Raw genomic sequence first — 15,263 nt, forward strand, 5'->3', positions numbered from 1 at the left:
GCCCATTTTGCGGTGCAGCATTTATACTGCGCTGCCCGCTCTTTATACCAGAGAACGACGCCTTGTATATTTTGTCAACCGGGTTGCATAAGGTAGACAGCAGTAACCGTCCCGGCGAAGGGCAGGCCCACGGCGAAGGAACCGGACCGATGGAACCCGAGCGCATGAACCAGTCCCTTCGCCTGCGCCAGACCATCGAGACGGAGATCGTCGACGGCCGCCTCGCCATCGGCGCCCGCCTCGACGAGACGGAACTGGCGGAACGCTTCGGCGTGTCGCGCACGCCGATCCGCGAGGCCCTGCTGCAGCTGGCGATGACGGGACTCGTGGAGATCAAGCCGCGCCGCGGCGCGCTGGTCAGCGCCCCCGACCCGCAGCTTCTCATCGCCATGTTCGAGACCATGGCGGAGATCGAGGCGGCGTGCGGGCGTCTCGCCGCTCGTCGGCTGATCCCGGCCGACGAGGCGGCCCTCAAGGCGGCCCTCGCGGCCTGCGCGGCGGCGGCCGAGGCCCAGGATCCGGAGCGCTATTACGACGAGAACTACGTGTTCCACACGGTGGTCTATCAGGCCTGCCGCAACGGGTTCCTCGCCGAGCAGGCCCGGCTGCTGCATCGGCGCCTCGCGCCGTTCCGTCGGATGCAGCTTCGGGCGCGTCACCGCCTCGGGCAGTCGCTCGCCGAACACGAAGCCATCGTGGCCGCCATCGTGGCGGGCGACGAGACGGGCGCGGCGGAGCGGCTGCGCGCCCACGTGATCGTGCAGGGCGACCGATTCTCGGATCTGGTGGCGAGTCTGCGGGCGATCAACGACGCCGCGTGATCGGCGCAGCGGGGCTCAGGTCGCGCCGAAATTCTCGGCGATAACCGGGGTCTTGGCGCGGATATGGGCCCGCACGAGCCGGGCCAGGGCCTCGCCGTCGCGGGCATGCAGGAGTTCGATCATCCGCTCGTGCTCGGACACCGCCCGCGCCCATTGCTCCGCCGTCTGGTGCACGGCGTAGCGCGAGCGCTGGATACGTCCCGACAGGCTGGCGTAGAGGCCACCCAGAATCGCGTTGCGGCTCGCCGCCATGATCGCCTCGTGGATCGCGCGGTTGAGACCGAAATACGCCCCCTCCTCCCCGGCCTTCCAGGCGGCCACCATGGCGCGGTGATCGCCCTCGATGCCGGCGATCTCCTCGTCGGTGATGGTGCGGCAGGCGAGATCGGCGGCCGTGGCCTCCAGGCCGGCGATGACCTCGATCATCTCCTCGATCTCGGACTGCGACAGGCTCGCCACCCGCGCACCGCGATTGGGGAGGAGTTCGAGCAGACCTTCCGTCGCCAGGATCTTGATGGCCTCGCGCAAGGGGGTGCGCGAGATGCCGAAGCGCTCGGTCAATTCGCTCTCGTTGATACGAGCGCGCGGCTCGAGTTCACCGGAGCGGATGAGATCGCGCATCCGATCGACGACCTCGTCGTGCAGATAACGCCGGTTGATGCCGATGCCCGGCTCGATCTTGTTCATCAGTCAGCAATTCTAAAAGTCGAAAGGCCTATACTTCCCATTTTAGGAGCCGCCTGTCCAAGTGTCGAGGGACAGGCGGTTCAAATAGGGGTGCTCTCCTATCTCTTCATCGCACTTCTTCGTGCCACGTGCGCCCGTCTCGCTCGATCAGGGCGATGGCGGCCGTCGGCCCCCAGCTTCCGGCCGGATAGGGACGGGGCGGCTCGGGCCGGTCGGCCCAGGCCTTGAGCAGGGAATCGGCCCAGGCCCAGGCAACCTCGACCTCGTCGCGGCGCATGAACAGGGTGGCGTTGCCGCGCACCACGTCCATGAGCAGGCGCTCGTAGGCATCCGGGTAGCGCTGCTTGAAGGTTTCTTCGAAGGAGATGTCGAGGTTGGTGGGCCTGAGGCGCATGCCGCCGGGACCGGGATCCTTCGTCATCACCTCGAGCTTGATCCCCTCCTCCGGCTGGAGCCGGATGACGAGGCGGTTGGGCTCGCGCCCGAACGCCTCCGTGGGGAAGATCGAGAACGGCGAGGCGCGGAACTGCACCACGATCTCGGACAGCTTCTGGGGCAGCCGCTTGCCGGTGCGGAGGTAGAACGGCACCCCGGCCCAGCGCCAGGACTGAACCTCGAGCTTCAGCGCGACGAAGGTCTCCGTCCGGCTCTGGGCGTCGCCGCCAAGATCCGTGCGGTAGCTCTCCACCGGCTGGCCCGCGACGGCGCCGGCCCCGTACTGCCCGCGCACGGTCACGGTCTGCACGTCGTGGGGGGTGATGGGTTTGAGGGCGCGCAGCACCTTGAGCTTCTCGTCGCGCACGGAGTTGGCGTCGAGCGACAGCGGGCTCTCCATCGCCATGAGGCAGAGGAGCTGGAGCATGTGGTTCTGCACCATGTCGCGCAGGGCGCCCGAGGTGTCGTAGTACCCGGCCCGCCCCTCGACGCCGACGGTCTCGCCCACCGTGATCTGGACGTGATCGATGACGTCGGCCGTCCACAGGCGCTCGAAGATGGTGTTGGCGAAGCGCAGGGCCAGCAGGTTCTGGACCGTCTCCTTGCCGAGGTAGTGGTCGATGCGGAAGATCTGCTCCTCGGGAAACACCTCGCCGACGGCGTCGTTGATGGCGCGGGCCGATTTGAGGTCCTTGCCGATGGGCTTTTCCAGCACCACCCGCGACTTCTCGCCGATGAGCCCATGGGCGGCGAGGTTCCGGCAGATGGAGCCGTAGAGGTCGGGCGAGGTGGCGAGGTAGTAGGGCCGCACCTGATCGGGCCGCTCGGCGAGCTTGGCGGCGAGATCCTCCCAGCCGTCGTCGCCGGCCCCGTCCACGGCGACGTAGTCGAGGTGGTCGAGGAAGGCGGACAGCCTGTCCTCGGCCACATCGGCGGCCGGCACGAAGCGCTTGATGGCGTCGCGCGCCCGCTCGCGGAACGCCTCGGCGCTCATCTCCGAGCGCGAGGCGCCGATGATCCGGCTGGTGCCGGGGATCTGCCCGTCCTTGAACCGATAGTAGAGCGCCGGCAGGAGCTTGCGCGTGGTCAGGTCGCCGGTGGCGCCGAACACGACGCAATCGAAGGAGGCGACGGGGATGATGGTGGCCAAGGGCGGCTCCCGGGTTCGGTTCGCACGGGGTCCGCGGGGCCGGGCCTGCCCGGCCACCCACGGAGCGTGGCGCAAGGCTTAGACCGCAAGCAAGAGCTTCGCCAGCGGGCGCTCCCCGATGTCCGGGGGCTTACGTCTTCATGAATGCCGCGAACGCCTCCGAGAAATCCGGGTGCCAGCGCGACAGGGCCGGGCGGTTTTCGATGAGGTCGACGGCGGCCCAGGCGATGCGCTTCTCGTCCTGCGCGCGGGTGGTCTCGTTGTCCGGACACAGGATGTAGAAGTCGCCGCGCGCCATCCCGGCGAGGAGGAAATCCACGGTCTCCTCCGGCGTCCAGGCGCCCGCCGGCTTCTCGGCCACGCCGCGGGCCCGGGTCAGGCCCGTATAGACGAAGCCCGGGATGAGCAGATGGGCGCTGACCTGCGCGCCCGTGCGGTTCCGCAGGTCGTGCGCGAGGGCCTCCGTCACCGCCTTCACGCCCGCCTTCGACACGTTGTAGGGCGTGTTGCCGGGCGGCGTGGTGATGCCCTGCTTCGAGCCGGTGACCACGATGGCGCCGGGCTCGGGCCCGTCGATCATCGCCGGCGCGAAGGCGTGGAGGCCGTTGATCACGCCCCACAGGTTGGTGTCGAGGATGCGCCGCCAGGTGTCGGCGTCCGAGAACAGGGTGCCGCCCGCCTCGATGCCCGCGTTGAGCAGGACGAGGGCCGGCGGTCCCTCGGCCGAGGCCACGTCCCGCAGGGCCTCCACGGCGTGCCGGTCGCCCACATCCGTCGCGAGCGCCCGGATCGGGGCGCTCCCCGGGGCGGCCGCCGCCACCGTGGCGCGCGCGCCCTCGAGGGCGTCGCCGGGCAGATCCGCGAGCCACACGGCCATGCCGGCGGCGGCGAAGCGCGTGGCGGCGGCGAGGCCGATCCCGCTCGCCGCTCCGGTGACGACGGCGGTGCCGCCCGCGCGAAGGGCCGGATGCTCCCCTGAACCCCGGCCGACCCGAGCGTCGCTCGCCTGCATGCCCGTCTCCCCATGTGCGGTTTCGCCCATGAGGTAGGGCGTGTGGGCAGAGGCGTCACGGGCGCGGCCGGCATGGCAGGGGATTGGTAACCCTCGCGCCGCATGGTCGTGGACGATAGTCGCTTCGGGGATCCGCGATGCTTTCGCGCCACGTTCTCTTCGTTACCGCCCTGTGCGCGAGCCTGTCGGCCCTCGCCGCCGCCACGGGGGCGATGGCGCAGGACGCGCCCGTGCCGCCGAAACCCGTTCCGTCGAAGCCGCTCGCGAAGCCCAGGATCAAGGCCGAGCCGGCCAGAAGCGAGACTCCCAAGAGCGAAGCCTCGACGAACGAGGCCCCGCGCCTCGATCCCCTAGCGGCTTCGGCCCCGGCCACGCCGGCCGTGCAGGCCATCGTACCGGTCGGCACGCCGGATGCCGGGACCCTGGCCAAGGAGGCGGCTTCGAAGGAGGCGGCGCCCAAGAAGTCGCGCGAGTTGCCACCCCTCGTGGTCGCCCGCGTCTCGGCCGATCCGGTGCCCACGCTCAGCCCCGCCACCTTCCTCGACACCCTGAAGATGGCCGATCGCTATCAGGCCATGGCGGATGCCGGCGGGTGGGCGAGCCTGCCGCCGGGCCTCGTGGTCAAGGCCGGGGCCCGCGATCCGGCGATTCTCGCCCTCCGGAAGCACCTCGCGCTGGTCGGCGATCTGCCCGCCGACGCGCCGGCCTCGGACCTCCTCGATGCGCCCCTGGTGGCGGCGGTGAAGAGCTTCCAGGCCCGGCACGGCCTGCCCGAGACCGGCCTCATCGGCCGCCAGACCGTGGCGGCGCTCAACGTGCCGGCGGCCACCCGCCAGCGCCAGCTCGCCGCGTCGGCCGCCCGGCAGATCGGGTCGACCTTCGCCTTCGGCGACCGCTACGTGGTGGTGAACATCCCCTCCGCCACCGTCGAGGCGGTGGAGCGCGGCGTCGTGGTGCGCCGGTACGTCGCCGTGGTCGGCAAGCCCGACAAGGCGACGCCGCGCATCGAGGCCCGCATCACCGACGTGAACCTCAACCCGACCTGGACCCTCCCGGTCTCGATCATCAAGAAGGAGATCATCCCGAAGATGCGGAAAGACCCGGGCTACCTCGCCCGCGAGCGCATCCGCATCCTCGGCCCCGGCGGCGTGGAGGTCGATCCGACCACCCTCGACTGGGCCAGCGAGAAGGCGGCGAACTACACCCTGCGGCAGGATTCCGGCCTCGACAATTCCCTCGGCCAGGTCCGCATCGACATGCCGAACAAACAGGCGGTCTACATGCACGACACGCCCTCGAAATCCCTGTTCGCCCGCGAGGTGCGGTTCCACTCCCACGGCTGCGTGCGGGTGGCGCAGGTGAAGGAACTGGCCGGCTGGCTGCTCGAGGGCACCCCCGGCCCGAACGGCGGCGCCTCGACCTGGGGCCCCATGGAGATCGAGAGCCACATCGCCACCAACGAGCGCCTCGACATCAAGCTGCCGAAACAGATCCCCGTGACCTTCGTGTACCTCACGGGCTACGCGACGCCGGACGGCCGCGCGCATTTCCGCGACGACATCTACGGCATCGACAGCCCGGCGGTACCGATGCCTGAGGTGGCGACCACGGGCTCGATCACGCCGCGCCCGACGGGCCGAACCATCAAGCCGGCCGCCGCCGGAATCGTGTCGCCCCAGGCGGGACCGGTGAGGACGGCGACGCCCAAGGTTGCGCCGCCGAAGGTCGCGCCCGCTCTGCCCACCGGTCCCGTTCCACCGGGCCCGATCCCGCCCGGATCGATCCCGTTCGCCGCTTCACCCGCCCGATAGGATTCCCCGCGCACGGGCGAACGTCACCGGTGGGCGCAGGGGTGACCGCACTCACCGCGCGCCGGTCCGGATCTCCTCCGCGAACCGCACGCTGCCGAGACGCACCAGGGCGATGAAGTTCTCGATCAGGGGCGCCCGTGCCTTCGTCCACAGGGCGTGCACGTCGGCCCGGATCGGCCGTCCGGCGATCGGTCGATAGACGACGTCCCGGTGCGCCAGCCGCGCGACGAATTCCGGAATGATGGCGAGGCCCAGCCCCGCCGCCACGAGACTGGTCAGGGACGCGGCCTCGACCACCTGATGCGAGATCCGGGGCGTGAAGCCCGCCTCAACGCAGCAGGTCCAGAGGTACTTGGCGAACAGCGAATCGTGGAGCCGCAGGAAGACGAAGTTCTCCGCCGCGAGGTCCGTTAGGGCGATCGTCTCCGTCGCGAGCCGATGCCCCCTCGGCAGGACGAGGCGGACGGTCTCCTCCCAGGCCAGTTCGCTGACGAGATCCAGGTCCCGCGGCGGGCAGCGCAGGAAGCTGACATCGGTCCGCCCGGTCCTCAGGGCCGCGATCTGCCGGTCGGGCGACATCTCGTGGATCCGCAGATCGACGTCGGGATAGCGTTCCGCGAACACGCGGATCGAGGCGCCCAGGGGCCCGGCCAGCATCGAGCCCGTCAGCCCCACATTGATGATGCCGGCCGTGCCGGCGCCGATGGCCCGCGCCCGGCCCATGGCCTCGCCGGCCTTCGCCAGAATGGCGAGGGCTTCGATTCGGAAGTCCTGGCCGGCGGGCGTCAAGGAGACGCGGCGCGTCGTGCGCTCGAACAGCTCGGTCCCGATCTCGGCCTCGAGATCCTTGATCTGCTGGCTCAACGGCGGCTGCGCGACGCCAAGACTCTCGGCAGCCGCCGTGAAGCTGAGATGTTCGGCCACGGCCACGAAGTAGCGCAGATGACGCAGTTCCATAGGGAAAATTCACGATCCGTGCGTTTCGATGGGCTACGACCAAACGCCTCTTCCGCATCCCTGCACCGAAGTGAGCTTCCCGGAAACGGCAACGAGGCTTTCCCGCATCGTCCGGTCTCCGTCTCGGACCGACCGGCATTCCCTCCACCAAGACCTTCAACCCCTTGCTCCGGCGTCGCAAACCTGTGCCGTTCACAGAACCGTCATATCCGCCTCAGTGCCGCCAAGCTGGCCCTGCACACCGGCTGCCATGACGAACCTCGCCCGGCCCCTCGCATGGCTTCTCCTGGCCGCTCTGATCTTCGCGACCCTGGCCCCCATCGGGCTGCGGCCGGTGAGCGGCGCGCCCGTCGGCCTGGAGCGGTTCGGCGCGTTCGCCGCCCTCGGCTTCCTGTTCGCCTACGGATACCCGCAGCGACGCTGGGAGGTCCTGGCTCTGGTCACCCTGGCGGGAGCCGGGCTGGAGGCTCTCCAGATGATCGAGGCGACACGGCATGGCCGGATGGGCGACTTCCTCGTGAAGGGCGCCGGAGGGGGGTTCGGCGTGGCGATGGCGATGGCGCTGACCCGGGTCTCAGCGCGCGCCGGGAGTCTCGGCGGGCGGCCCTAACGATTCCGCCCCTCGGCTTCCCGCGGGCGTGTTTGTCGGCTTCCCGGGCAAAGCGCCCGGTGACGGCGGCGGCGAATCTCGGCACGTGGCGCCGGCCATGCGACGGCGCCTCGTCCCAGCGAGGAGGTATGCCGACGCGGCGAACGAGCCCTGTTCCTCGCGCGCATCCCTTACGGAGAATCGCCGGGGGCCTTCGGCGCGTGGTGCGAGTTCCCCTGGATCAGGTCGCGTCCGGCGTAGAGGCCGCCCGCCGTTTCCAGGTCGAGGCGCTCCACGTCCCGGCGGCGGACTTCGGCCATGACCGCGTGCGCGGCGTCCGGATCGTCGCCGATGGTGAGCAGGGCCTGCTCGCCGAAAGCCAGGGCCGATTCGAACGTCTCCCGGAGCTGATACGCGACGCCCGCCCGGATGAGCGCGATGGCGTGCTCGCGATCCCGGGCCCGGGCGAGGACCGGAACCAGGGGGAATTCGGCCCGCGCGATCGCGGCGATCCGCTTGGCGGCGTCGCGGTCGTCGATGCAGATCAGGATCGTCCGCGCGGTCGCGGCGCCCGCCGCATGCAGGATGTCGAGGCGTGTCCCATCGCCGTAATAGACCTTGAACCCGAACGCCTCGGCCACGCGGATCTGCGCGGGATCGGTGTCGATGATGGAGACGGAGCACCCCCGCGAGATCAACGGCTGGCTGACGACCTGCCCGAAGCGCCCGAACCCGATGATCAGGGCGCTGCCGACGAGGTTCTCCGGAACCTCGACGCCGTCCGTCGATACGGACGCTTTCGGTCCGAGGCGGTCGTAGGCGATCACCATCAGGGGGGTGAGCGCCATGGAGAGGATGACGGTCGCGGTCAGGATCGCGTTGGTGGTGCCGTCGATGATCCCGACGCCCGCGGCGGCGGCGTACAGCACGAAGGCGAACTCGCCGCCCTGCGCCATCAGGGCCGCCCGCTCGACGCCCTCGGCGTGGGACGCCCGCAGGAGACGCGCGATCCCGTAGATGACGACGCTCTTCACCACCATGTAGGCGGCGACGCCCGTCAGGATGAGCGCCCAGTTTGCCCCGATCACGGTGAGATCGAGGGACATGCCGACGCCGAGGAAGAACAGGCCGAGCAGGATGCCGCGGAACGGCTCGACATCGGCCTCCAGCTGATGCCGGAAACTCGATTCCGAGAGCAGCACCCCGGCCAGGAACGCGCCCATGGCCATGGACAGTCCGCCGAACTGCATGGCCAGCGCCGAGCCGAGCACGACGAGCAGCGCGGCCGCGGTCATCACCTCCCGCGCCTTCGACGCCGCCAGCAGGCGGAACATCGGATTGAGCAGCCAGCGTCCCGCCGCGACCAGGGCGGCCACGGACAGGAGCGCGAGGCCGATGGCGTAGGCCCGGTCGGCCGTACTCGCCGCTGCACCGCCCGGCGCGAGGAACGCGACGATGGCGAGGAGGGGCACGATGGCGAGATCCTCCAGCAGCAGGATCGCGACGATGCGCTGTCCCTTCGGGGTCGAGAGGGACCCGCGCTCTTCGAGGAGCTGCATGACGATGGCCGTCGAGGTCAGCACGAAGCCGGTCCCGGCCACGAACGCCACGGCCGGGGACAAGCCCATGGCGAGGCCGACGAGGGTCAGGGCTGCGATGCAGGCTCCGACCTGCGCCAACCCGAGGCCGAAGATCTCGCGCCGCATGCCCCAGAGCCGCGACGGCTCCATCTCCAGGCCGATGAGGAACAGGAACATCACCACGCCGAGTTCGGCCACGTGCAGGATCGCGTGCGCGTCCGTGAACAGGCCGAGGCCGAACGGGCCGATGCACAACCCCGCCACGAGGTAACCGAGGACGGAGCCGAGACCGATGCGCTTGAACAGCGGGACGGCGATCACGCCCGCCGCCAGGAGCGCGACGACCTGGACGAGTTCGCCGGCAGCGCCGGATGCTTCAGCAGCCATGAAGTCTCGATCTCGGTGACGGGGGATTCGGACCGGGCATGGCCGGCCGCGCAGGCACGCTCAAGGGTAGCGGACGGGCGCGGGGGTTTCAGGCAGGGGGATGAACTCGGATTCACCCGGAACCGTGTCGAAGCGGGCCTGGCGCCAATCCTCCTTGGCCTGCTCGATTCGCTCGGGACGCGACGAGACGAAGTTCCACCAGAGGTGGCGCGGCCCATCCATGGGTTCGCCGCCCAGCACCATGAAACGGGCGGCCTCGGTCGCCCGCACGCTGATGCGGTCGCCGGGTCGAAAGACGAGAAGCTGGCCCGGCCCGAAGCCGTCGCCGGCGATCTCGATGGCGCCCGAGACCGTGTAGATCGCCCGCTCGTCGTAGGTCGGGTCGAGGGGCAGGACCGCGCCGGCCTCCAGGGCCACGTCTGCGTAGACCATGGGGCTTGAGGTCCGTACCGGGGATCTCGCACCGAAGGCCTCGCCGGCGATGAGCCGGACGGTCTTGCCCTCTCCGGTCAGGACCGGCAGCGCCCCGGCCTCGTAATGCTCGAACGCGGGGGCGGTCTCCTCGTCCCGGCCGCTGAGGGCGACCCAGCTCTGGAGCCCGAACAGCGTCGAACCGGTCTTCCGGAGGTCACGTCCCGTCCGCTCCGAATGGGTGATGCCCCGGCCCGCCGTCATCCAGTTCAATTCGCCCGGGCGGATGGGCAGTTCGGTCCCGAGGCTGTCCCGGTGCATGATCTCGCCCTCGAACAGGTAGGTCACGGTGGACAGGCCGATATGGGGATGGGGCCGCACGTCCATGCCCTGGCCGAGCAGGAACTCGGACGGCCCCATCTGGTCGAAGAAGATGAACGGCCCGACCATCCGACACTCGGTGGACGGCAGGGCCCTGCGCACGGCGAACGAACCGAGGTCGCGCGAGCGCGGGACGATCAGGGTCTTGATCGCGTCGCAGGTGAAATGATCGCCCGGGATCGGATCGTCGGCACCGTGCCAGCTCATGGGGTGATCTCCTGTCTGTGATGTTCGGTCAAGACCGGCTCGCTTGCTCCGGCGTCCCGACGAGGATGCGGACCGGCGCGCCCGCGCCGAGGACGGTTCAGGGGCGCGTGAGACGACCCCCGCGACGATCGCGCTCAGCCCTTCACGAAGGCCAGGAGATCGGGATTGACGACGTCGTGGTTCACCGTGAGCATCCCGTGCGAGAACCCCGGGTAGGTCTTCAGGGTGCCGTGCTTCAGCAGCCCGATCGACTTCAGCGCCGCGTCGGCGATCGGGACGATCTGATCGTCCTCGCCGTGCAGCACCAGGGTCGGGACGGAGATCGCCTGAAGGTCCGCGGTCTGGTCGGTCTCGGAGAACGCCTTGATGCCCTCGTAATGGGCCTTGGCGCTGCCCATCATGCCCTGGCGCCACCAATTCTGGATCACGCCCGGCTGTGCGGTCGCGCCCGCGCGGTTGAAGCCGTAGAAAGGTCCGGTCGGAACGTCGAGGAAGAACTGCGCGCGGTTCGCGGCGGTGGCCTCGCGAAAACCGTCGAACACCGAGATCGGCAGGCCTTCGGGGTTGGCGTCCGTCTTCAGCATGAGCGGCGGTACGGCGGAGACCAGCACCGCCTTGGCGACGCGGCCGGCGGGCTCTCCGTGCCGTGGCACGTAGCGGGCCACCTCGCCGCCGCCGGTGGAATGGCCGATATGCACGGCGTTTCGCAGATCCAGTGCCTCGACCACCGCGAAGGCATCGGCGGCGTAGTGATCCATGTCGTGGCCGCCATCGACCTGCGCCGAGCGGCCATGGCCGCGCCGGTCATGGGCGACGACGCGGTAGCCCCGTTGGAGGAAGAACAGCATCTGCGTGTCCCAGTCGTCCGACGAGAGCGGCCAGCCGTGGTGGAACACGATCGGCTGGGCGCTCTTGGGGCCCCAATCCTTGTAGAAGATCTCGACACCGTCGGCGGTGGTGACATAGGCCATGGAGAGTGTCCTGTCCTAGAGGAAGCGAACGTCGTGGCCGTTACGGGCACGCGTGATGCAGTTGAGACCATCTCGGTGATCTTCGGAAGCCCCGAACATCGTTTCGGCGTCGTCGATTCCCAGGCTAGACGCGTCGCCGTAATCCTCGGCGATCTCGATGGTCGTCACGCGGGTCCCGGTGTGCATCCGTTCGAGCCGGAATGCAGGCGGGTGCCGAAGCGCGGCCGTCATCGCGACGACGTTGCAGACAAAGGCATGGCTCGACACCCGGTCGAGGCTCGCGGGGACCTGCGCGACGATAGGCCTGAAGGTCCGGAGCCGGGCGGCGGCGAGGCGTTTTCCGGGGATGGGTGTGCCTCCGATCGGCATGGCTCGGTGTCCCTCCGTTCGGCTCCGCCGGGCGACGGCGAAACCGACGCGATCCCTCGCGACCGCCGACCGGAGCTATGGGGGCTCGGGGGTGAAACGGCTTGCCGAATCGGCGCGCGACTTGAAGGAATGCGGCATCGCGCGTGCCCCTGCCAGGCTCATCATCTCGGCTGTCGGATGCAACCGGCCCGGAGGACATGGCCGAGCAGGATGCCGAGAGACAAGGTACGCTTTCCCCACGCAGAACGAGTTCGACCAGAGGCTCGTGAGGAGATTCCGGCAGCATGCGGAGTGCGACCATCGCCCCGACGGACCCAACCCCCGGCCGACGCTCGCGCGGCACTCCGATTGTCCTGGACGCACCGCCCCGGAGCGGGGACCGGTCCCGGATCCGGCAGGGCGGACGGCCGGACAGGGGGACCGACGGCATCGCCTTCGTCGATTGGCGAACGAAGGCGCCGACGGGAGCGCACCGTCGTCCAACCCTACCGCGCGACGGGCTGGTGCTCCAGGTGCCGCTGGCGGACCATCCGGGCAGCCCGTACGGGGGCGGCGGCGATCACGGGGCACCCGAGCGGATCTGTCCGAGCGCCGTGATCCTCCTCGACATCTGCGCCCGGTCCGTCTGCCGGGATCGCGCCGGAACCGTCCAGGTCTGGCTATCGAGCAGGGTTCTGGCGGACGTGGCCGACAGCATGGGCCTCCGCGATCTCGACCCCATGGAAGCCCTGAAACCGGTGCATGGCCGGACCCTGGTGGACCCCACCATTCACGACCTCGCGGCGAGCGCCGTGGCGACCCTCGATCGCCCGGACCGCGGCGCCGCCATCTTCCGCATCCAGCTCGCCCGCGCCCTGGCGGCTCACCTGCTCGGTGTCCATGCGGAGGCCGGACACGTCCCCACACGCACCCGAGGCGGCCTGGCGCCCTGGCAGGTTCGGCTCGCGCAGGAGCGCATTCGCGCCGAACTCGGCGCTGCTCCGTGCCTGCGAGCAGTGGCGGCGGCGTGCGGCTTGTCGGTGAGTCACTTCACGCGCGCCTTCCGGCAGTCCGTAGGGACATCTCCGCATGCATGGCTGGTGCGCCAGCGCGTCGCCCGTGCAAAGGTGATGATGCGCGCGCAGGACCGGTCCCTGGCGGAGATCGCCCTCGCCTGCGGCTTTGCCGATCAGAGCCATTTCACCCGGGTCTTCGCCCGTGAGGAGGCCATGAGCCCGGGCCGCTGGCGGCGGACGACCGAGCGGCAGCCCTGAGCGCCTGCGCGGATCGCGGTGAAGGGCCGATGCGGAAAGCCCCGATCCCGCCGGCGCTCGCCCGTGTCCGGGGGTCTGCTCGCGGCCCCGGGTCCCTCGCCCCGATCTCAGGCGGCGCGCACCCGTGCGACGAACCGGCCGACCTCCGCGGCCAGGTGTTCCGACTGCCGCGACAGCTCGGACGCCGATGCGAGCACCTGGCTCGCGGCGGTCCCGGTATCCTCCGATGCGCGCGCCACACTGGCGAAGTTGTCCGTCACCTCGCTCGTACCCCTGGCGACCTGCACGACGTTGTGGGCGATCTCCTGCGTCGCCGCCTCCTGCTCCTCGACCGCCGACGCGATGGATGTCGCCAGGCCGTCGATCTCGCGGATGCGCGTGCCGATGCCGTCGATCGCCGAGGCGGCCTGACCGGTCGAGCTCTGGATACGCCGAATGTGGCCCATGATCTCCCCGGTCGCCCGGGCGGTCTGGTCGGCCAGGGCCTTCACCTCGGCGGCGACCACGGAGAATCCTTTGCCCGCGGCGCCGGCCCGCGCCGCTTCGATGGTGGCGTTGAGGGCGAGAAGGTTGGTCTGGCCTGCGATCGTCGAGATCAACCCGACCACGGCATCGATCTGCGACACCGCCTCGTGCAGTTCCTGGACCAGATGCGCGCTCTGTTCGGCTTCGAGAACCGCCGTCTGGGCGAGATTCGCCGAACCCGCCACCTGCCGCGCGATCTCCTGCACCGATGCGCCGAGCTCCTCGGCCGCAACCGCGACCGTGTTGACGTTGGTGGCGGTCTCCTCGGCGGCGGCCGCGACGCCCGTCGATCTCACGGCCGTCTCGGACGCCGTCGCCGTCATGCTCTGTGCCGTCGCCTGGAGTTCGGTGGCCGAGGAGGACACCAGACCGACGATCCCGCCGACCGCCGCCTCGAAGCCATCCGCCAGGGCGATCATCGTGCGCTTGCGCTCGGCCGCGGCGACCTCCTCGGTGAGCTGCTTCCGCTCGGCCTCTTCGAGTGCCTTGCGCGCCACCATCCCGCGGATCCCCTCGACCGCGCGCCCGACGGCACCGATCTCGTCATGCCGGCCGGCTTCGGCGATCTTGGCGTCCACGGCTCCCTGGGCCATCTGCTCCAGGGCGGCCACCAGGCGCTTCAGCGGACGTGCGACGGTGACGGCCATCATCCGGCTGACGACGATGGCGAGGACGAGCAGCACGGCCAGGGTCGCGACGACCATGATCTCGAACAGGTGCATCACCGGCGCGAAGGCCTTGGCGCTGTCCACGGACAGGGCCACGTACCAATCGAGGGCGGCGGGCAGGTTCGGCACGCGCGCGAACACCGTGAGCGTCGCCCGCTCGCCCTCGCGCGTCTCGACGGGCGACCCGCCGATCTTCGGCGGGGAACCGCCGATCAGCTCGGACAGCGGCTTGCCGATCAGTTCGGCGCGCGGGTGGATCAGGATCTTGCCGGCGCCGGAGACGAGGTAGGCGTAGCCATGCCCGTCGGTCTCGACCTCGTTGATCATCTTGGAGAGGGCCCCGAGGTCGAAATCGCTGCCGGCCACGCCGATGAGGCCGCCCGTTCCACTGGCGGCCGGCGCCGAAGCCGTGATCGTGAGCTGCTTCGAGGTCGAAGAGACGTAAGGCTCCGTCAGCGCGGGACCGTTGGCCTCGACCACGCCCTTGTACCAGGGGCGCTGGCGGGGATCGTAGCCGGCTGCGATCTCACTCTTCGGCATCTTCGTGTAGTAGCCGTCGGCGCGCCCGAAGAAGTTCAGCACGAAAGCTTCGCGGGCGATCGGCGCATTCAGGATATCGTCCGTATTCGAACCAGTGCCCGCGATGGTCACCTGCTGGGCCATCAGCCGGGTCAGGTCGAGCTTGCCGCTAAGCCAGTTGCCGACAGCACGTGCAGCGGTCGTGCTCAAGGCGGACATGTTGGTCTGCACATCGGCGCGCAAAGCCGCGGATTGCGAGCGGTAGATGTACGCGGAACAGGCGGCGAAACCGGCAAAGACGAGCACAAGGATCAAAGCGGTCGCGCGTCCCGATACGCCAAGACGCATTCCTGAAAAACTCGAGCGCGACATTTGAATTGCCGTCCTTAAAATCACGGACCTTCGCTTATCGCTCAAGATCCAACCTATAAACCTCCCACTCGAAAGATCATCAAATCACTAAATTTATGTTATTATTACTATATTCCCCCCCGGGATCCGGTGCCACCGATTGCCGGTACGATGCATCA

The 15,263-nt window shown here is 69.4% G+C and carries 13 protein-coding genes; 4 read left to right on the plus strand and 9 right to left on the minus strand.

Annotation, left to right across the window (positions count from 1 at the left end; all coding sequences use genetic code 11):
• Positions 1–164 precede the first annotated feature (164 nt).
• Positions 165–821, plus strand: a complete 657-nt coding sequence (locus ASG60_RS02500) for a GntR family transcriptional regulator (RefSeq protein ID WP_056166922.1) — start codon at positions 165–167, stop codon at positions 819–821.
• A 15-nt stretch (positions 822–836) separates the two neighbouring features.
• On the opposite strand, the gene ASG60_RS02505 is transcribed toward ASG60_RS02500, so the two are convergent.
• The 3 genes from ASG60_RS02505 to ASG60_RS02515 form a co-directional block, all read right to left on the minus strand.
• Positions 837–1,508 carry a GntR family transcriptional regulator gene (locus ASG60_RS02505; RefSeq protein WP_056166234.1) on the minus strand — a complete coding sequence of 224 codons (672 nt, stop codon included), beginning with the start codon at positions 1,506–1,508 and terminating at the stop codon, positions 837–839.
• 106 nt (positions 1,509–1,614) lie between these two features.
• Complete coding sequence (zwf, locus tag ASG60_RS02510; RefSeq protein ID WP_056166233.1) at positions 1,615–3,093, minus strand: glucose-6-phosphate dehydrogenase; 1,479 nt, start codon at positions 3,091–3,093, stop codon at positions 1,615–1,617.
• Positions 3,094–3,223: 130 nt separating this feature from the next.
• Positions 3,224–4,105, minus strand: coding sequence for an SDR family NAD(P)-dependent oxidoreductase (locus ASG60_RS02515; protein ID WP_056384152.1), 882 nt, complete (start codon positions 4,103–4,105; stop codon positions 3,224–3,226).
• A 137-nt stretch (positions 4,106–4,242) separates the two neighbouring features.
• On the opposite strand from ASG60_RS02515, the gene ASG60_RS02520 reads away from it, so the two are divergent.
• Positions 4,243–5,916, plus strand: coding sequence for a L,D-transpeptidase family protein (locus ASG60_RS02520; RefSeq protein WP_056384153.1), 1,674 nt, complete (start codon positions 4,243–4,245; stop codon positions 5,914–5,916).
• 51 nt (positions 5,917–5,967) lie between these two features.
• Here ASG60_RS02520 and ASG60_RS02525 read toward each other — a convergent pair whose 3' ends face one another.
• Positions 5,968–6,873, minus strand: coding sequence for a LysR family transcriptional regulator (locus ASG60_RS02525; RefSeq protein ID WP_056384154.1), 906 nt, complete (start codon positions 6,871–6,873; stop codon positions 5,968–5,970).
• A gap of 250 nt (positions 6,874–7,123) precedes the next feature.
• Between ASG60_RS02525 and ASG60_RS02530 the strand changes: the two genes are divergently transcribed.
• Positions 7,124–7,483, plus strand: coding sequence for a hypothetical protein (locus ASG60_RS02530; protein WP_056263285.1), 360 nt, complete (start codon positions 7,124–7,126; stop codon positions 7,481–7,483).
• A 170-nt stretch (positions 7,484–7,653) separates the two neighbouring features.
• On the opposite strand, the gene ASG60_RS02535 is transcribed toward ASG60_RS02530, so the two are convergent.
• From ASG60_RS02535 to ASG60_RS02550, 4 genes are all read right to left on the minus strand, one after another.
• Positions 7,654–9,429: a monovalent cation:proton antiporter-2 (CPA2) family protein gene (locus ASG60_RS02535; protein ID WP_056263283.1), complete on the minus strand. Its 1,776-nt coding sequence runs from the start codon at positions 9,427–9,429 to the stop codon at positions 7,654–7,656.
• A gap of 60 nt (positions 9,430–9,489) precedes the next feature.
• The gene (locus tag ASG60_RS02540) at positions 9,490–10,428 is read right to left on the minus strand and encodes a pirin family protein (protein WP_056166222.1); all 939 of its coding nucleotides are present in this window, start codon (positions 10,426–10,428) and stop codon (positions 9,490–9,492) included.
• A 134-nt stretch (positions 10,429–10,562) separates the two neighbouring features.
• Positions 10,563–11,399: an alpha/beta hydrolase gene (locus ASG60_RS02545; protein ID WP_056384155.1), complete on the minus strand. Its 837-nt coding sequence runs from the start codon at positions 11,397–11,399 to the stop codon at positions 10,563–10,565.
• A 15-nt stretch (positions 11,400–11,414) separates the two neighbouring features.
• A complete protein-coding gene (locus ASG60_RS02550) occupies positions 11,415–11,768 on the minus strand; it encodes a hypothetical protein (RefSeq protein ID WP_056263278.1) in 354 nt (117 codons plus the stop codon).
• Between the two features lie 503 nt (positions 11,769–12,271).
• On the opposite strand from ASG60_RS02550, the gene ASG60_RS23095 reads away from it, so the two are divergent.
• On the plus strand, positions 12,272–13,021 hold the full coding sequence (locus ASG60_RS23095; RefSeq protein WP_056384156.1) for an AraC family transcriptional regulator: 750 nt from the start codon (positions 12,272–12,274) through the stop codon (positions 13,019–13,021).
• Between the two features lie 107 nt (positions 13,022–13,128).
• Here ASG60_RS23095 and ASG60_RS02560 read toward each other — a convergent pair whose 3' ends face one another.
• Positions 13,129–14,952: a methyl-accepting chemotaxis protein gene (locus tag ASG60_RS02560; protein WP_244476564.1), complete on the minus strand. Its 1,824-nt coding sequence runs from the start codon at positions 14,950–14,952 to the stop codon at positions 13,129–13,131.
• Between the last annotated feature and the right edge of the window lie 311 nt (positions 14,953–15,263).

The organism is Methylobacterium sp. Leaf469, assembly GCF_001424745.1.
GTDB lineage: Bacteria > Pseudomonadota > Alphaproteobacteria > Rhizobiales > Beijerinckiaceae > Methylobacterium.